This is a genomic window from Mesorhizobium sp. CNPSo 4689 (genome assembly GCF_057784325.1).
Genome location: NZ_JBWLUZ010000002.1, coordinates 297,303 through 314,214 on the forward strand (window position 1 = coordinate 297,303; position 16,912 = coordinate 314,214).

Annotated in this window: 15 protein-coding genes and 1 pseudogene; 13 read left to right on the forward strand and 3 right to left on the reverse strand. The window is 63.6% G+C overall.

The annotated features are described in order from the left end of the window. Positions 1 to 26: 26 nt before the first annotated feature. The 7 genes and pseudogenes from AC04SI_RS04210 to AC04SI_RS04240 all read left to right on the forward strand — a co-directional run bounded on the left by AC04SI_RS04210 (position 27) and on the right by AC04SI_RS04240 (position 8,446). Positions 27 to 1,310 carry an efflux RND transporter periplasmic adaptor subunit gene (locus tag AC04SI_RS04210; protein WP_404275608.1) on the forward strand — a complete coding sequence of 428 codons (1,284 nt, stop codon included), beginning with the start codon at positions 27 to 29 and terminating at the stop codon, positions 1,308 to 1,310. Next, a complete protein-coding gene (locus AC04SI_RS04215; RefSeq protein ID WP_404275610.1) occupies positions 1,307 to 4,468 on the forward strand; it encodes an efflux RND transporter permease subunit in 3,162 nt (1,053 codons plus the stop codon). Before AC04SI_RS04210 ends, AC04SI_RS04215 begins: the two co-directional genes overlap by 4 nt. Before the next feature lie 61 nt (positions 4,469 to 4,529). Continuing rightward, a complete protein-coding gene (gene nthA / locus AC04SI_RS04220; RefSeq protein ID WP_404275612.1) occupies positions 4,530 to 5,135 on the forward strand; it encodes a nitrile hydratase subunit alpha in 606 nt (201 codons plus the stop codon). Continuing rightward, positions 5,132 to 5,791: a nitrile hydratase subunit beta gene (gene nthB, locus AC04SI_RS04225; protein WP_488473950.1), complete on the forward strand. Its 660-nt coding sequence runs from the start codon at positions 5,132 to 5,134 to the stop codon at positions 5,789 to 5,791. Before nthA ends, nthB begins: the two co-directional genes overlap by 4 nt. Next, positions 5,778 to 6,167: a nitrile hydratase accessory protein gene (locus AC04SI_RS04230; protein ID WP_404275616.1), complete on the forward strand. Its 390-nt coding sequence runs from the start codon at positions 5,778 to 5,780 to the stop codon at positions 6,165 to 6,167. Before nthB ends, AC04SI_RS04230 begins: the two co-directional genes overlap by 14 nt. 76 nt (positions 6,168 to 6,243) lie before the next feature. Continuing rightward, positions 6,244 to 7,140, forward strand: a pseudogene (locus AC04SI_RS04235) (translation factor GTPase family protein); the annotation flags it as partial. Positions 7,141 to 7,318: 178 nt separating this feature from the next. Further along, entirely contained in the window at positions 7,319 to 8,446 is a 1,128-nt protein-coding gene (locus AC04SI_RS04240) for an ATP-dependent DNA helicase (protein WP_404275845.1), read from the forward strand. Here AC04SI_RS04240 and AC04SI_RS04245 read toward each other — a convergent pair whose 3' ends face one another. Beyond that, a complete protein-coding gene (locus tag AC04SI_RS04245; protein WP_404275618.1) occupies positions 8,447 to 8,851 on the reverse strand; it encodes a SpoIIAA family protein in 405 nt (134 codons plus the stop codon). It abuts the gene before it with no gap. 108 nt (positions 8,852 to 8,959) lie between these two features. Here AC04SI_RS04245 and AC04SI_RS04250 point away from each other — a divergent pair, with 108 nt between their 5' ends. From AC04SI_RS04250 to AC04SI_RS04260, 3 genes are all read left to right on the forward strand, one after another. Next, a complete protein-coding gene (locus tag AC04SI_RS04250) occupies positions 8,960 to 9,700 on the forward strand; it encodes a pyridoxine 5'-phosphate synthase (protein ID WP_488473951.1) in 741 nt (246 codons plus the stop codon). A gap of 103 nt (positions 9,701 to 9,803) precedes the next feature. Further along, positions 9,804 to 11,723, forward strand: coding sequence for a potassium transporter Kup (locus AC04SI_RS04255; protein WP_404275622.1), 1,920 nt, complete (start codon positions 9,804 to 9,806; stop codon positions 11,721 to 11,723). A 32-nt stretch (positions 11,724 to 11,755) separates the two neighbouring features. Further along, positions 11,756 to 12,796, forward strand: a complete 1,041-nt coding sequence (locus AC04SI_RS04260) for an SDR family oxidoreductase (protein WP_488473952.1) — start codon at positions 11,756 to 11,758, stop codon at positions 12,794 to 12,796. 43 nt (positions 12,797 to 12,839) lie between these two features. Here AC04SI_RS04260 and AC04SI_RS04265 read toward each other — a convergent pair whose 3' ends face one another. Further along, positions 12,840 to 13,733 (reverse strand): SDR family oxidoreductase, encoded by an 894-nt coding sequence (locus AC04SI_RS04265; protein ID WP_488473953.1) that lies wholly within the window; start codon positions 13,731 to 13,733, stop codon positions 12,840 to 12,842. A 136-nt stretch (positions 13,734 to 13,869) separates the two neighbouring features. Here AC04SI_RS04265 and AC04SI_RS04270 point away from each other — a divergent pair, with 136 nt between their 5' ends. Both AC04SI_RS04270 and AC04SI_RS04275 read left to right on the forward strand, forming a co-directional pair. Continuing rightward, a complete protein-coding gene (locus AC04SI_RS04270; RefSeq protein WP_404275628.1) occupies positions 13,870 to 14,274 on the forward strand; it encodes a winged helix-turn-helix transcriptional regulator in 405 nt (134 codons plus the stop codon). Positions 14,275 to 14,365: 91 nt separating this feature from the next. Then, entirely contained in the window at positions 14,366 to 15,604 is a 1,239-nt protein-coding gene (locus tag AC04SI_RS04275; RefSeq protein ID WP_404275630.1) for an FAD-dependent oxidoreductase, read from the forward strand. Here AC04SI_RS04275 and AC04SI_RS04280 read toward each other — a convergent pair. Next, positions 15,552 to 16,340 (reverse strand): glutathione S-transferase family protein, encoded by a 789-nt coding sequence (locus AC04SI_RS04280; protein WP_488473954.1) that lies wholly within the window; start codon positions 16,338 to 16,340, stop codon positions 15,552 to 15,554. The two genes, AC04SI_RS04275 and AC04SI_RS04280, sit on opposite strands and share 53 nt — an antisense overlap. A gap of 97 nt (positions 16,341 to 16,437) precedes the next feature. Between AC04SI_RS04280 and AC04SI_RS04285 the strand changes: the two genes are divergently transcribed. Beyond that, positions 16,438 to 16,890 carry a MarR family winged helix-turn-helix transcriptional regulator gene (locus tag AC04SI_RS04285; protein WP_404275634.1) on the forward strand — a complete coding sequence of 151 codons (453 nt, stop codon included), beginning with the start codon at positions 16,438 to 16,440 and terminating at the stop codon, positions 16,888 to 16,890. Positions 16,891 to 16,912 lie beyond the last annotated feature (22 nt).

The following is a 16,912-nucleotide window of genomic DNA, read 5'->3' on the forward strand; positions in this document are numbered from 1 at the left end:
GTGTCGGATGAGAGGACTTGTTGTCGATGCGCGGAAAAATCCTCTTTGCGGTGATTGCGGTGGCCTGCCTGGCGGGGGCTGGTCTCTATCTTTCGCCCACGGCCATGGGCAAGGTCCAGCAGCTGATTTCGGGCAAGCAGCCGGCGGCGGCGGACAAGACCGCCAAGGCATCGGACAAGCCCGCAGCCGGCGCCAATGGCGCTCGTTCGGCTTCGATCGTTTCAGCAACCGCATCAACCGCGGATTTCCCGATCCGCCGCTATGCCATCGGCTTCGTGTCTTCGCCGGCGGTGGTCAGCATCAACGCCCGGGTATCCAGCCAGATCGTAGCGATCGCGGTCAAGGACGGCCAGATGGTGAAGGCCGGCGACCTTTTGCTGTCGCTCGACGACCGTGCCTTGAAGGCACAACTGGCCAAGGACCAGGCGACGCTCGTCAAGGACCAGGCGATGCTCGTCAGCGCCACTGCGGATCTCCAGCGCGCCAAGGACCTCGTTGCCAAGCAGGCCGGCACGCAGCAGACCTACGATCAGGCGATCGCTGCGCAGAAAGCCGCGGTCGCAACCATCGATGCCGACAAGGCGACGATCGACGCCGATAACGTTCAGCTCAGCTATGCAACCATTTCGGCGCCGATCGCCGGCAGGCTCGGCGCCGTCAATGTCTCGGTCGGCGATCTCGTCAACACCAGCAATGGCAGCAGCACCACAACGCCGCTCGTCACCATCACCCAGATGGACCCGCTGCAGGTGAATTTCACCCTGCCGGAAAGCAACCTCGCTCTGCTGCACAAGGCGCTTGCAAACCCGCAGCAAGGGGCGGTGACGCTGACCAAGGACGGCGATCCGACGCCGATCGGCAAGGGTACGCTCGATTTCGTCGATTCCAGTGTCGACACCGCGTCGGGCACAATTGCCACGCGGGCAAGCATACCAAATGCCGATCTTTCGCTATGGCCGGGCCAGTATGTGAATGTCATCCTGGACGCCGGCATCATGCCGCAGATGACCTCCGTTCCCACCGTCGCGGTGCAGCCCAGTCAGAAGGGGCCATTCGTCTATGTGGTCAAGCCGGACAACACTGTCGAGATGCGGCCGGTCCAGGTGGCGCTGACCGAGGGCGACAACAGCGCCATCAGCCAGGGGCTGAAAAGCGGTGAGAAGGTTGTCACCGAAGGCCAGACAAGGCTGAAGGACGGCGCCGCCGTGCACGAAGGCAAGGCCGCGACCAACGGCGATCAGGCAGCTCCCAAGGTGGCGCAAGCAGACAAGGCGAGTGGTGCCGACAAGGCCGGCGAGGCGCGTCCATGATTTCCGAATTCTGCATTCGCAGGCCCGTCGCCACCCTTCTGATGTCGTTCGCCCTCGTGCTGGGCGGGTTGTTTGCCTACAAATTCCTGCCGGTGGCAGCGCTCCCAAGCGCCGAATTTCCAGTGGTCAACGTGTCGGCCCAACTCGCCGGCGCCTCGCCGGAAACCATGGCGACTTCGTTGGCGACGCCGCTGATCAAGCAGTTCGCCACCATTGCCGGCATTGATTCGATCTCGACCACAAATTCGCTCGGCCAGACCTCGATCGCCATCCAGTTCGTGCTCAATCGCGATATCGACGCGGCAGCCGCGGACGTGCAGGCGGCGATCGCGCGCACGCAGAAATCATTGCCGCCGCAGATGACGGCGCCGCCGAGCTACCGCAAGGTCAATCCGGCCGATGCGCCGATCCTTTTGATGTCGCTGGTCAGCGACACGGTTCCAATGACCGACCTTGATGCCTTCGCGGAAAACGTCATTTCGCCGTCGCTGTCGACGATCGACGGCGTGGCGCAGGTCTCGATCTACGGCCAGCAGAAGTACGCGGTGCGCATCCAGATCGATCCGACCGCGCTTGCCGCACGCGGCATTTCGATCGATCAGCTGCAGACGGCGGTAGCCTCGGCCAACAGCAACACGCCGCTTGGCGTGCTGCAGAACAACAAGCAGCAGCTCACCATCACCGCCAACACGCAGCTCAGCGACGCCGCCGGGTTTTCCAACATCATCATCGCCACCAAGAACGGTCACCCGGTACGGCTGGGCGAGGTGACCCGGGTCGTCGATTCGGTCGAGACGACGACGACGGCGAGCTGGTATGACGGCACCCGCGCCATCATCATGGCGGTGCAGCGCCAGCCCGACGCCAACACCGTCGACGTCGTCGACAAGGTCAAGGCGATGCTGCCGTCCTTCCAGGACCAGATGCCGGCCGCTGCCTCGATCAAGCTGCTCAACGACCGTTCGACCTCGATCCGTCAGGCCGTCGACGACGTCCAGTTCACGCTGCTGCTGACCATCGCGCTGGTGGTGATGGTGATCTTCGTGTTCCTGCGCCGGGTGACGGCGACAATCATCCCGGCCGTGGCGGTGCCGATCTCGCTGATCGCGACGCTTGGCGCGATGTTCCTGTTCGGCTTTTCCATTGACAACATATCGCTGATGGGCCTGACGCTTGCGGTGGGCCTCGTCGTCGACGATGCCATCGTCATGCTCGAAAATATCTTCCGCCATATGGAGGAGGATGGGTTGTCGGCCTTCGACGCGTCGCTGAAGGGCGCGCGCGAAATCGGCTTCACCATCATCTCGATCTCGATTTCGCTGGTGGCGGTGTTCATCCCCGTGCTTCTGATGGGCGGCGTGATCGGCCGCATCTTCAACGAGTTCGCTGTGGTAGTGACGGTCGCCATCCTGGCGTCGATGTTCGTGTCGCTGACGCTGACGCCGATGCTTTGTTCGCGGCTGCTTTCGGTGACCAAGGCCGACCGCAAGGCGCACGGTGATGGCCACAGGCACGACCTCTTCACGCGCGGCTATGACGTGGTTTTGAGCTTCTGCCTGCGGCACACATTCCTGGTGTTCCTCGTCTTCGTCGGAACCGCGGCAGCGTCGGTGTGGCTGATCCAGGTCTCGCCGAAAGGTTTCTTCCCGCAGGAGGATATCGGCCAGATATCGGTGACGACCATTGCCCGCCAGGACATCTCTTTCGATGCCATGGCGAAGCTGCAAGGGCAGGTGGCCAGCGTGTTCTCGCATTCGCCCTATGTCGACCATGTGGCGTGGTCAGCGGGCAGCGGCAACAATGCGCTCAACCAGGGGCAGCTCTTCGTCCAGCTCAAGGGCAAGGACCAGCGTCCCGATATCGAGAAGGTGCTTTCGGATCTGCGCAAGCAACTGGCCGGCGTGGCGGGCATCGAGACTTACATGCAGCCGGTGCAGAACCTGAGGCTGGGTTCGCGCTCGTCGGCCAGCGCCTACCAGCTCGTGGTTCAGGGCCTCGACACCGGCCTGACCGATATCTGGGCGCAGAAACTGAATGACGCGATGGCGGCCGACCATGCGACCTTCACCGACGTCACCAGCGACCTGCAGAACAACGCACTGCAGGCATCGCTGGTGGTGGATCGCGACAAAGCCGCCGAGCTCGGCATCGACACAGACACGCTGCGTTCAGCCCTCTATGGCGGGTTCGGCACCGACCAGGTTTCGACAATCTTCGGTTCGGCCGACAGCTATGAAGTCATCACCGAGCTCGATCCCAAGATCGAATGGTCGCCCGAGCGGATGCTGGCCATCCAGATGAGGACGGCGAGCGGCAGTCTGGTTCCGCTTGGCGCCTTCGCCCGGGTCGACCGCACGGCCGGCGCGCTGACGGTCAACCAGCTCGGCCAGCTTCCGGCCGTGACCATCTCCTACAATCTGCCGCAAGGCGTGGCGCTCGGCGACAGCGTGACCCGCATCAACGCGCTCAAAGAGCAGATCGGCATGCCGAAGGCGATCTCGACCACCTTCGCCGGCACGGCCAAGACCTTCCAGGATTCGCTGGCCAACCAGGGCCTGCTGGTCGGCGGCGCGATCCTGACCATCTACATCGTGCTCGGCATTCTGTACGAGAGCTTCATCCACCCGCTCACCATCCTCACCGGCCTGCCATCGGCGGTGCTGGGCGCCGTTGTTGCCTTGCGCTTTGCCGGCATGGATCTGTCTGTCATCGCGGTGATCGGCATCCTGATGCTGATCGGCATCGTCAAGAAGAACGGCATCATGATGGTCGACGTCGCGCTCGAACTGCGACGAGAAGGCATGTCGGCGACCGAGTCTATCCACAAGGCCTGCCTGATGCGTTTCCGCCCGATCATGATGACGACGCTGGCGGCGCTGATGGGCACGTTCCCGATCGCGCTCGGTACTGGCGCCAGCGCCGAGCTGCGGCAGCCGCTGGGCGTCGCTGTGGTCGGCGGCCTGCTCGCTTCGCAGGCGCTGACCCTGTTCGTCACACCGGTGATCTATGTCTACATGGAGAATTTCTCGGGCTGGCTGATCGGGCTCATGCCGAAGCGCAAGGCCGAGTTGCACCTGGTCGAAACCGGGGATCAGCCCTCGCTGTTCGATCGCGACGAAGAACAGGACATCGAACCCCAGAAGGCAGCCGCCGAATAGGCGGTCGGTGGCCCAAGGCGTCATGCTTGCCGAGGCAGGCGGGCGGTCGTAACCTTGCGCCATGTCCCACGATCATGACCACGACAACGAACTCGACCCGTTTGCCGCGCGGGTGCGCGCGCTGGAGACGATCCTCACCGAGAAGGGCCTGATCGATCCGGCCGCCATCGACATCATCGTCGACACCTACGAGACAAAAGTCGGCCCGCGCAACGGCGCCAGGGTGGTGGCGAAGGCCTGGATCGACCCGGAGTTCGCCGCCTGGCTGAAGCGCGATGCGACGGCGGCGATCGCCTCGCTCAGCTATACCGGCCGGCAGGGCGAGCACATGCAGGCGGTGTTCAACAGCGAGGCGACGCACAATCTCGTCGTCTGCACGCTCTGCTCCTGCTATCCGTGGTCGGTGCTCGGCCTGCCGCCGGTCTGGTACAAGGCGCCGCCCTATCGCTCGCGCGCGGTGATCGATCCGCGCGGCGTGCTGGAGGAATTCGGCCTGACCTTGCCGGCCGGGACAAAAATCCGCGTCTGGGATTCGACCGCCGAGTTGCGCTACCTGGTGGTGCCGATGCGGCCGGAAGGGACACAAGGCTGGAGCGAGGAGCGGCTGGCCGAACTGGTGAGCCGCGATGCGATGATCGGCACCGGCCTGGCGAAGGAGCCGGCATGAACGGGCCGCAGGATCTCGGCGGACAGATGGGTTTCGGGCCGGTCGCACCCGAAAGGGACGAGCCCTGTTTCCATGCGGATTGGGAGAAGCGAGCGCTTGGCGTGACGCTCACCGCCGGCGCTATGGGCGCCTGGAATATCGACGAAAGCCGGCATGCGCGCGAATCGCTGCACCCAGCCGACTATTATGCCTCGAGCTACTACCAGATCTGGATCAAGGCGCTGGAGGTGCTGCTCAAGCGCCATGGTTTTGTCAGCGAGCGCGATCTTGAGGCCGGCAAGGCTATTGATCCAGCCGCAACCCCCAAAAGGATGCTGAAGGCCGAAAACGTGCGGGCCGCGCTGGCCAGGGGCGGTCCGTGCGACCGGCCGGTTGCGACGCCGGCGCGATTCAAGGCCGGCGACCTCGTGCGGACCAAGAATTTCCATCCGGCCGGCCATACGCGGCTGCCACGCTATGCGCGCGGCAAGCAAGGCACCGTCGAGGCGGTGCGCGATGGTTTCGTCTTTCCCGACAGCAACGCGCATGGCCAGGGCGAGAACCCGCAATGGGTCTACACGGTGGTTTTCGCCGGCGCCGAGATCTGGGGCGAGAGGGCCGACCCGACGCTGACCGTCTCCATCGACGCCTGGGAGAGCTATCTTGAGCCGGCATGAAGCAGCCGCCGACCTGCCGGCGGGTTTCGACGAGCCTGTGTTTGCCGAACCGTGGCAGGCCGAAGCCTTCGCCTTGACGGTGGCGCTGCACGAAAAAGGCCTGTTTTCGTGGAGCGAATGGGCGGACGCGCTGTCCGCCGAAGTGAAGAAGCCGGACGCTGCAAGCGACGGCCACGATTATTACGAGCATTGGCTGGCGGCACTGGAAAAGCTGCTAGCGGCCAAGGGCGTCGCCGGTAAGAGCGATGTCGACACACTCGCCGCCGCCTGGGAACGCGCCGCGCATGCGACACCGCACGGCAAGCCGATCCTGCTGGAGAACGATCCGGCCCCTGACAGTAGGCTGCGGGCAGCCAGGCCAAAAAGATCAATTTAGCCTTCTGTTATCCAAGTCCTGATTCCGCCCTTGGCAAGTAGTTGTAAATATTGTGGCTACCAGCAACCATATCGCCATGATGGAAAAGCCTGCCGCGCCCTGGCCTTTGCTGCAAATGGCGATCGAGCCGAAATCGAAGGCCGATCAGGAGCGGCTGCGTATCGCGTTGACGAAGCTGGCGGACGAGGATGCTTTCTTCCGCGTCAAGCAGGACGAGGAATCGGGCCAGACGATTATCGCCTTCATGGACGAACTCGATCTCGACATCATCATAGACCGCCTGCGCCACGAGTTTGAGGTCGGCGTGAATGTCGGTTCTCCACAAGTGGCCTATCGCGAGACGATCACTCGTACGCACGAGCAGGACTTCACGCATAAGAGACAGTCCGGCGGCACCGGCCAGTTCGCCCGCGTCAAGATCATGTTCGAGCCGAACCCGGACAGCGCGGACTTCATGTTCGAGTCCAAAATTGTCGGTGATGCGCTTCCCAGCGAATACGCTGCGGGCGTCGAAAAGGGGCTGCTCACCGTCCTGTCGGCGGGTCCGTTCGCGGGCTTCCCGATGATCGGCATCAAGGCGACGCTGGTCGACGGCGCCCATCACGATACCGATTCCTCGGCTCTGGCTTTCGAGATCGCCGGTCGCGCCTGTCTTCGCGAAGCTGCGCCACGCCTCGGCGTGCAACTGCTCGAGCCGATCATGAAGGTCGAGGTGGCGACACCGCAAGATTACGTCGGCAGCATCATCGCCGAACTGCACAGCCGCCGCGGCCAGATCCGAGGTCAGGAAACCCGCGGCGTGGTGGTCGTCGTCAACGCAATAGTGCCGCTCGCAAACATGTTCAAATTGGAAGATGCACTCCGGTCGCATTCGAAGGGGCAGGCACGCTTGAGCGCCAGCTATACCGCATACGCTCCCGTTCCTCTGCCGCCCGACGACCGCGACCCGCCGGCCGCCATGGCCATTGCCTGACTTCCGCTTTCCACCCGAAGCCGAAATTTCAAGCTAAGAAGCAGTCGCCATGTTCTCTTTACGTTCTTGTTTGCGCCTGATAACCTGAGCCCTCGGAGGTGCTGAGTTCGCCGCCGGCGGCGGTCGATATGATGGCGGCTGTCTTGTCTTTCCCATGCGAATCCGGTCTTTCGCGCTGATGGAATTCTCTCCCCAACAGGATGATGCCCTGAAGGCGGTCGCGCGCTGGCTCAAGGAAGGCCGGCCGCAGCTGTTCCGGCTGTTCGGCTATGCCGGTACCGGCAAGACGACGCTGGCGCGCTATTTCGCCGAGCATGTCGACGGCCAGGTGCAGTTCGCCGCCTTCACCGGCAAGGCGGCGCAGGTGCTGCGCTCCAAGGGGGCGACCAACGCCCGCACCATCCATTCGCTAATCTACAGACCGAAGGGCGAGGAATCGGTCTCCGACGAGGTGACCGGCAAGACCTCGATCTCGCCGACCTTCTCGCTCAACCGGCAAAGCCCGATCTCGCGGGCAAAGCTGGTCATCATCGACGAATGCTCGATGGTCGACGAGCAACTCGGCCGTGACCTGATGAGCTTCGGCACGCCGATCCTGGTGCTCGGCGATCCCGGCCAGCTGCCGCCGATCTCGGGCGGCGGTTTCTTCACCGACCACGAGCCGGATGCGCTGCTCACCGAAATCCACCGCCAGGCGCGCGACAACCCGATCATCCGGCTGGCGCTCGACGTGCGCGAGGGCCGCGAATTCATGCGCGGCGACTACGGCACGGCGCAGGTCATCGGCAAGGAAGACGTCAACCAGGAACTGGTGCTGAAGGCGGACCAGGTGCTGGTCGGCACCAACCGCACGCGGCGGCGCTATAACCTGCGGCTGCGCGAATTGAAGGGGTTCAATGCCGATTATCCGCAGGCCGGCGACAAGCTGGTCTGCCTGCGCAACGATCCGGCCAAGGGCCTGCTCAACGGTTCGCTGTGGAAGGTGATGACCTCGTCGCGCGAGACGGTGAAGCCGGGCATCAACCTGCTGGTCTCGCCGGAAGAGGACGATCCGGACCGCGGCGTTGCCAAGATCAAGCTGCTCAAGGCAGCATTCGAGGATCCGGATGCGGAGATTCCGTGGCAGCAGAAGAAGCGCTTCGACGATTTCGACTATGGCTATGCGCTGACCGTGCACAAGGCGCAGGGCTCGCAATGGAACGAGATCGTGCTGTTCGACGAAAGCTGGGCGTTCAAGGAAACCCGCCAGCGCTGGCTTTACACCGCGATCACCCGCGCGGCCGAACGGCTGACGATCGTCAGATGATCATGGGGGCTTGGCCGGTCTGGCACCGAGCCAGCGCCATGCCGCCGCTTCGTCCTCCCTGTCGAAATGCCGGAGCTCGAAAGGCGGCGGCGTGGCGAAAAAGCCCTGGGCGTAGGGGATCCAGTCCGGTTCGCCGACCGCGGCACAGCGGCGGATATGCTCCAGGGCATGGGCCGTGCCCTGTCTGGCGGTTTCGTCGGACACGTGGGGCCAGTCGACACCATCGTGGTCGATCAGGCGCACCAGCACGTCCAGTTTCGGATGGAGCGCATAGGCCGCCTCCAGCAGTCCGAACAGGTTTTCCGCGTCGGCGGCCGCGACATGGCCGACGATATCGACAGCGAAAAGGTCTTCACGGTCGGTGTCGATGCGGCGCACCGCCGGCACGGCGTCGAGAAAATTCAAGGGCTGTTCCTTTCGCGGTTCATCCCCTTGGAACACCCAAAACCCTCTGTCTGTTCCCGACAAAGGCGCTATAGATGCGCCCCGTCTCGTGAAACTGGACCCGATGCCATGCCCGCAAAGCTCTCCGTCAACCTCAATGCCATCGCCATGCTGCGCAACCGGCGCGACCTGCCGTGGCCGAGCGTCATCGGGCTCGGGCGCCTCGCTCTTTCCGCCGGCGCGCATGGGCTGACGGTGCATCCGCGACCCGATGAGCGGCATACGCGGCACTCCGATTTGCCGGAGATCAGGGCCTTGATCGATGACGAATTTCCCAAGGCCGAGTTCAACATAGAGGGCTATCCGTCGGAGGATTTCCTGACGCTTGTGGAAAAGCACCAGCCAGAACAGGTGACGCTGGTGCCCGACGACCCGGCCCAGGCCACGTCGGACCATGGCTGGAACTTCGCAGTGGACGCCGCATTCCTCACTCCGATCGTCAAACGCCTGAAAAAGGCAGGTGTGCGCGTGTCGTTGTTTTCCGATTCGGATCCGGACGGCGCCAGGATCGCGCGCGATATCGGCGCCGACCGGATCGAGCTTTACACGGGGCCGTATGGCAGCTGCCATTCCGATTCCGCCAAGGCGGCCAAGGAATTGGAAAGATTGGGAAAAACCGCGGATGCAGCGCTTGCGGCGGGTCTGCAGGTCAATGCCGGGCACGATCTCACGGTGAACAACCTGCCGGCGCTGGCCAAGCGCATTCCGGCACTGGCCGAAGTGTCGATCGGCCATGGGTTGACAGCCGATGCGTTGGAGTATGGCATGGCCGGCACGGTGGGGCGGTTTCTCAGGGCTTGCGGATGGTAAAAAGGCAAGCCCCGCGTTGCCGGCATGGAAGCCATAACGTCGGGGCACTTGATATTGCATCGCAGCAAGCGTAGAGCACCGCGCGTTTATCGGAGTGTCGTTTATGGCCCTTGCCAACACTGGTAGTGAGGCAGAACCCGTCGACCAATCGAGCCATCCTGAAATCGAGCAGCATAGCACCAAGGTGCTGATGCTGGGGGCGCTCGGCGTGGTCTATGGCGACATCGGTACCAGTCCGATTTATGCGTTTCGTGAGGCATTGCATGCTTCGTCCGGCGGCAATGTCGCCGAGCGCGGCGATATTCTCGGCGTGCTTTCGCTGATCATCTGGTCGCTGGCGATCATCGTCACCATCAAATATATCATGTTCGTGCTGCGCGCGGACAACCGCGGCGAGGGCGGCGTGCTGTCGCTGATGGCGCTGGCGCGCGGCAGTTTCCCGACGCGCTCGGCGGTCATCCTCGGCGTCGGTATTGTCGGCGCCTCGCTGTTCTTTGGCGACGCCGTCATCACGCCGGCAATCTCGGTGCTTTCCGCGGTCGAGGGCATGAATGTCGTCACGCCAGCGTTCCAGCCCTATGTGGTGCCGCTGACATTGCTCATTCTCGCCATGGTGTTCGCGGTGCAACGGTTCGGCACGGGCGGCGTGGGCCTGGTGTTCGGCCCGGTGACGGCCGTATGGTTCCTGGCCATCGGGCTTTCCGGCCTGAACCACATCGTCGACGACCCGGAAATCCTGCTGGCGGTCAGCCCTCACTACATCGTCGCTTTCCTGATCAATTCGCCTGACGTCGCCTTCGTCACGATCGGCGCTATTTTCCTGGCCGTCACCGGCGCCGAGGCGCTCTATGCTGATCTTGGCCATTTCGGGCGCAAGCCGATCGTGCTCGCCTGGCTGGCGATCGTGTTCCCTTGCCTGCTGCTCAACTATGCCGGGCAGGGCGCGTTCGTGCTGGCGCATGGTGGCGTCGTCGGCCATCCCTTCTTCGAGATGAACCAGGGATGGACGCTTATCCCGATGGTGGTGCTGGCGACGGCGGCAACCGTGATCGCCAGCCAGGCGGTGATTTCCGGCGCCTTTTCGCTGACCAGGCAGGCGGTGCAGCTCAACATGCTGCCGCGGCTCGAAATCCTGCACACGTCGGAAAAGCAATCCGGCCAGATTTACATGCCGCGCGTCAATCTGCTGCTGGCACTGACGGTGATGCTGCTGGTCGTCGGTTTCGGCGAATCGAGCCGGCTTGCCTCGGCCTACGGCATTTCGGTCACCGGCAACATGCTGGTGACGACGGTGCTGCTCTTTGTCGTCATGACCCGTATCTGGAAATGGCGGCTCTGGGTGGCAATTGCGATGACGGCATTGTTCGCCTTCATCGACATAGGCTTCTTTGCCTCCAACATCGTCAAGGTCTTCGAAGGCGGCTGGGCGTCGCTGGCGGTGGCCTTCACCGTCGTGCTCGCCATGTGGACCTGGGTGCGCGGCAGCCGCTATCTGTTCGACAAGACCCGCCGCAACGAGATCCCGCTCGATTTCCTCGCCGGCAATCTGCTGAAGAAGAAGCCGCAGCTGGTGTCGGGCACGGCCGTATTCCTGACCAGCGATCCGCTGAGCGCGCCGACCGCGCTGATGCACAGCCTGAAGCATTACAAGGTGCTGCACGAACAGAACGTCATCCTGTCTGTGGTGACGGCGCCGCAGCCGGTTGTGCCCGACAGCGACCGCGTCAAGATGGAGACGGTCAACGAGCTGTTCATGCGGGTGACGCTGAACTTCGGCTATATGGAACAGCCGAACATTCCGCGCGCGCTGGCGATCTGCCGCAAGCAGGGTTGGAAGTTCGACATCATGACGACGTCCTTCTTCCTGTCACGGCGTTCGCTCAAGGCCTCGCCCAATTCAGGCATGCCGGTGTGGCAGGACAAGCTGTTCATCGGCCTGGCGCGCACGGCGGCGGATGCGACCGAGTATTTCCAGATTCCGACCGGGCGCGTTGTCGAGATCGGCACGCAGGTGGCCATCTGATGGGCTCGAACTAGACCATCGAGGAGGCGGGCATGAGCGGCGAATTGGTGCTTGTGTCCGGCGGGTCGGGCTTCCTCGGCGCTCACTGCATCCTGGCTCTGCTGGATGCAGGCTACCGCGTTCGCACGACCGTGCGGTCTAGCAAGCGTGAAGCCGATGTTCTGGCGATGCTGAGGGCCGGCGGCGCCGAACCCGGCGATGCGCTCTCCTTTGCCCATGCCGATCTCATGGCCGACGCAGGCTGGCCGCAGGCCGTTGCCGGTTGCGACTATGTCCTCCATGTCGCCTCGCCGTTTCCGCCCGGCGTGCCGAAACATGAGGACGATCTGATCGTTCCTGCCCGCGAAGGCGCATTGCGCGTGCTCAGGGCCGCACGGGACGCCGGTGTCAGACGGGTGGTGATCACCTCCTCCTTTGCTGCCGTCGGCTACGGCCAGACGCCAATTGCCGGACGCCCGTTCACGGAGGAGAACTGGACCAATCTGGCGAGCAGTGTGAGCGCCTATGTGAAATCGAAGACGCTGGCGGAGCGGGCCGCGTGGGATTTCATTGCCAATCAAGGCAGCGCATTGGAGCTGGCAGTCGTCAATCCGGTCGGGATTTTCGGACCGGTTCTGGGTCCCGACCATTCGACCTCGACAGATTTCATAGGACGCCTGCTGGACGGTGCGATGCCCGGTCTGCCACGCATGCTGTTCGGCGTGGTCGACGTGCGGGACGTGGCGGACCTGCATCTGCGCGCCATGGCCAACCCCGCCGCCAGGGGCGAACGGTTCCTGGCCATCAGCGGCGATTTCATGACGATGCTGGAGATCGCACAAACGCTGAAGGCGCGGCTGGGCGATGCAGCGTCGCGCGTTCCGACAAGAGTGCTGCCGGATTGGCTGGTGAGGCTCGTCGGCCTGTTCGACGGGCAAGCGGCCCAGATCGTGACGGAGTTGGGCAAGGCCAGGAACGCAACGAGTGCGAAGGCCATGCGCCTGCTCGGCTGGGCACCGCGTTCGCGCGAAGATGCGCTGGTTGCGACCGGGGAAAGCCTGATCCGGCTGGGGCTGACCAAGACATCGAAATAGCGGTGCGGGAAGCCGACCTACCTGGCTTCCCGCACCGCAGACCTCAACCGGCCAAGGCGGACTTGTTCGCCTCGAGGAACTCTCTCAGCGTTTGCGGCTTCCTGCCCGAAAGCGTCTCGATCGCATCGGTCACCATGGCGATGCGGCCCGAGCGCGTGTTGGCGTCGAAGGAGACGATGACGCGCGCGAATTCCTCGGGGACGCCGGCCGCTTTCACGCCCTCGGTCAAGGCCTCGTCGGGCAGCTGGATGACATCCAGCGGCTTGCCGGTGACTTCGCTGACCAAAGCGGCGATCTCGGCCGTCGTATGCGCCTGCGGGCCGGTCAGCGTGTAGGTCTTGCTTTCGCTCGAGCCGGAAGCGAGGCCGGCGGCTATTGCCGCCGCCATGTCGTCGCGCGCAGCGTGGGCAATGCGGCCGTCGCCCGCGGACGTGTACCACTGTCCCGAGGCGATGGCGTGCGGCAGCGCCATGAACAGGTTCTCCTGGTACCAGCCGTTGCGGAAAATCGTATAGGGGATGCCGCTGGCCTTGATCGCCTGCTCGGTGCCGTAGTGGTCCCCGGCAAACAACACCGGCGATACCGGTTCAGGGTTGGGCATCGAGGTGTAGAGCAGGTGCGAAACGCCGGCCTTCTTGGCCGCGGCGACGGCAGTCTCGTGCTGCTTCAGGCGTTTGCCGGTTTTGAGATCGAGATCGCCGGTCGAAATGATCAGGACCCTGTCGGCGCCCTTGAATGCGCTTTCCAGCGAGGCTGCGTCGCTGAAGTCGGCGGCTCTGACAACGACGCCACGCGCCGCCAAATCGGCCAGGCCCTCCGGATTGCGCGTCGTGGCGATGATCTGCCCAGGGGCAACTTTGTGCGTGTCCAGAAGATAGTGGATGACGCCGCGGCCAAGCTGGCCGGAAGCGCCGGTGACGAGAAGGGTTTCGGTCATCGGGAGATCCTGATTTTGCGCCGAAGCGACGGGTGCTGCGACAGTCTCAAAAAGAGACCAGCACTAAAATAGGAATTGACCTGTTGCCGTAAAGAAGGCAGTTTTTCGGGAGGTAGGCACACGCAGGGAACCAGCGATGGACGGCAAGATCGTCAATCTGAAATCGAAGCTCGAGATCTACAAAGCCATGACGGCGGGCGCCAATTTCGCCGATTGCCCGGTTCGCGACGTCATGCGGGGCATCAACGGCAAATGGAGCCCATTGCTGGTCATGGCGCTGGCGGAAAAGCCCTATCGCTTCGGTGAGCTGCGCCGGCTGGTTCCTGACATCTCGCAGCGCATGCTCACGCAGACGCTGCTTGAACTGCAGCGCGATGGCTATGTGCATCGCGAGGTATTCCCGACCAAGCCGCCGAGCGTCGAATACAGCCTGACCGACCTCGGACGGTCGATGTTCCATCCCTTGTATCAACTGGTCCAATGGGCCGAGCTCAATCATGAGGCCGTGCGCGACGCGCGCGCTACCTTCGACGCTGCTTAGCCCAGAACTCGGCTCTCGAAGCGTCAAAGCGCCGAGTTGATTTGGCGATGCCCCTGAGGGATTGTGCCCGCCGGTGGGGCTTGGGCGGGCAATGCAAAAATCTCTCGACATCGCGATTGCCGGCGCCGGGCCTGCGGGGCTGGCCACGGCGCTCTATTTGAAACGCGCCGGGCACCGCGTCACCATCTTCGAGCGCTTCGACGAGCCGAAGCCCGTCGGATCGGGGCTGATCCTGCAGCCGACCGGGCTGACCGTGCTTGCCGACCTTGGTCTGCTAGACGACATCCTGGCGCTGGGCAGCCGCATCGATCGCCTGCACGGGGCGGATGCCAGGAGCGGACGCACGGTGCTCGCCGTTCGCTACGATGCGCAGCGCGGCCGCCGGTTCGGGCTGGCGGTGCATCGTGCGGCGCTGTTCGGCGTGCTGTTCCGCGCCGCCCTGCGCGAGGCGATCGCCATCGAAACCAGTGTCGAGATCGAGGCGCTGGAGAGCGGCGAACGTGTGATGCTCGCCAGCGCCAACGGAAGAAGGATCGGACCCTTCGATCTGGTCGTCGACGCCAGCGGTTCGCGCTCGAAGCTGCGCCAGTGCCTGAGCGACCCAGGCGAGGTGCGCTCGCTGGCCTATGGCGCGTTCTGGGCCTCGCTCGGCTGGCGTGGCGAGGGCTTTGACGAAAACGCGCTGCTGCAGCGCTACGACAGGGCCAGCATCATGGTCGGCGTGCTACCGATCGGCCGGCCGGAGCCCGGCGCGGAAGGGATGGCGGCATTTTTCTGGAGCCTGAGGTCGGCGGACGCAGAAAGCGTACGGTCCGCGGGGCTCGAGGCCTGGAAGGCGAGGGTGGTCTCGCTGTGGCCGCAATGCGAGGCCTTCACCAGCCAGATCGACAGTTTCGACCAGCTTTCGCTGGCGCGCTATGGCCATCATACGATGAGGCTGCCGGCCGGCCGCCGGCTGGCGATCATCGGCGACGCCGCGCATTCGACCAGCCCACAGCTTGGGCAAGGGGCGAACATGGCGCTGCTCGACGCGGCTGCGCTCTGCCACGCGCTGGCAAGGACGAACGGTGTCGACGAGGCACTGAAAGCCTATGTGAGGGCGCGGCGCTGGCACGTGCGGATATTTCAGGCGCTGTCGCTGGCGTTCACGCCGTTCTACCAGTCAGATTCCGCGGCGCTGCCATTCATCCGCGACAGGCTGGTGGCGACGATCGCAAAGATCCCGCCGGCGCCGCAATTGCTCGCTTCGATGGTGGCAGGAACGGTGATCGATCCGTTCAGGCCGATCGGGCTACAGGAAGCGAAGTGGCCTGATCGCTCCTCAGGATGAGTTCCGAAAGATGCGAGCCCTTCGCCTGCAGGAAGGCATGCAGCCGCTGCGGATAGTCTGAGGCAACCGCGTCCCGTACCGAATGGCGTTCGCTCAATGCCTTGCGCCACACCCGGACAAGCGGCTTTCCGCTGAGAATGTCGAAATCGCCGATCCGGTCGAAGACATCGAAGTAGCGGAAGATCGGCCCGTAGACGGTATCGACGAGGGAAAGGCGCTCGCCGGCGAACCACGGTCCCAGGGAGGTGCGATCGGCCAGTTCTGTCTCGATCCGATCGAACATCGCCGCTAGGCCTTCGCTCTCGGCCCGGAAGGCGGCCTCGCTGGCAGCGGAATAGAACCGGCCGATGGCGTTGAGGATGGCCGAGCCGAACTCGATCCAGGCGCGGTGTCGGGCGCGGGCATAGGGGTCGGCAGGGTGGAGCGGATTGGCCTCGGTCTCTTCCAGGAATTCGAGGATGACGGCCGATTCGAAAATCACCGTCTCCTGGCCGTTCTGCCGGACGCGCAGCAGCGGCACCTTGCCGAGCGGCGATATCGCCTCGAACCAGGCAGGTTTGTTGGCGAGGTCGATGGTGATGCGTTCGAACGGCACGCCCTTTTCGGCAAGGGAAATCGCCGCGCGCTGCACATAGGGGCAGAGATGATGGCTGACCAGGATGAGCTTGTCGGTCGTCCTATCGATCAGGCCGCCCGTATCCGGGATGTCGGTGATTTTGCAGATTTCGCGTTTCATTGGCTGCTTCCCAAGTTAATGCAGATGCATCTATATAGATGCGGAAGCATCTATCGTCAAGCTTGATGCAATTGCATCTATCGCCTATGCTGCTCGGATGAACAAGAAAGCCGCCCCTTCGCCCGAGGCCATCAAGGCTTGGGCGCGCCTGATGCGTGTTTCGCGCCAGCTCGTCGAGAAGGCTGAGGATGCGCTGAAGGAGGGCGGCCTGCCACCGCTGGCCTGGTACGACGTGCTGCACGAGCTTGCCGAAGCGGGCGAGGGCGGGTTGCGGCCGTTCCAGCTGATCGAGCGGACCCTGTTTGCGCAATACAACATCTCGCGGCTGCTGGCGCGGCTCGAAACCGACGGGCTGGTCGAGAAACTGCCGGTCTCAGATGACGGCCGCGGCCAGACCATCCGCATCACCGGCAAGGGACGCGAAACGCGTCGCCTTATATGGGCCGTCTATGGCAGGTCTATCGCGGATCTGGTTGGCGCCAGGCTTTCCGCTGATGAACTCGAAACATTGGCGGGACTGCTTGGGCGGCTGCGTCAACCGCCGGAGTGACTTGTCGCCGGAAAACTGGCCT

What these genes read in the sequence shown, in the direction of transcription:
- AC04SI_RS04210 (WP_404275608.1), top strand. Translation starts at nt 27, where the DNA reads ATGCGCGGAAAAATCCTCTTTGCGGTGATTGCGGTGGCCTGCCTGGCG.
- AC04SI_RS04215 (WP_404275610.1), top strand. Translation starts at nt 1,307, where the DNA reads ATGATTTCCGAATTCTGCATTCGCAGGCCCGTCGCCACCCTTCTGATG.
- nthA (WP_404275612.1), top strand. Translation starts at nt 4,530, where the DNA reads ATGTCCCACGATCATGACCACGACAACGAACTCGACCCGTTTGCCGCG.
- nthB (WP_488473950.1), top strand. Translation starts at nt 5,132, where the DNA reads ATGAACGGGCCGCAGGATCTCGGCGGACAGATGGGTTTCGGGCCGGTC.
- AC04SI_RS04240 (WP_404275845.1), top strand. Translation starts at nt 7,319, where the DNA reads ATGGAATTCTCTCCCCAACAGGATGATGCCCTGAAGGCGGTCGCGCGC.
- AC04SI_RS04250 (WP_488473951.1), top strand. Translation starts at nt 8,960, where the DNA reads ATGCCCGCAAAGCTCTCCGTCAACCTCAATGCCATCGCCATGCTGCGC.
- AC04SI_RS04255 (WP_404275622.1), top strand. Translation starts at nt 9,804, where the DNA reads ATGGCCCTTGCCAACACTGGTAGTGAGGCAGAACCCGTCGACCAATCG.
- AC04SI_RS04260 (WP_488473952.1), top strand. Translation starts at nt 11,756, where the DNA reads ATGAGCGGCGAATTGGTGCTTGTGTCCGGCGGGTCGGGCTTCCTCGGC.
- AC04SI_RS04265 (WP_488473953.1), bottom strand. Translation starts at nt 13,733, where the DNA reads ATGACCGAAACCCTTCTCGTCACCGGCGCTTCCGGCCAGCTTGGCCGC.
- AC04SI_RS04270 (WP_404275628.1), top strand. Translation starts at nt 13,870, where the DNA reads ATGGACGGCAAGATCGTCAATCTGAAATCGAAGCTCGAGATCTACAAA.
- AC04SI_RS04275 (WP_404275630.1), top strand. Translation starts at nt 14,366, where the DNA reads ATGCAAAAATCTCTCGACATCGCGATTGCCGGCGCCGGGCCTGCGGGG.
- AC04SI_RS04280 (WP_488473954.1), bottom strand. Translation starts at nt 16,340, where the DNA reads ATGAAACGCGAAATCTGCAAAATCACCGACATCCCGGATACGGGCGGC.
- AC04SI_RS04285 (WP_404275634.1), top strand. Translation starts at nt 16,438, where the DNA reads ATGAACAAGAAAGCCGCCCCTTCGCCCGAGGCCATCAAGGCTTGGGCG.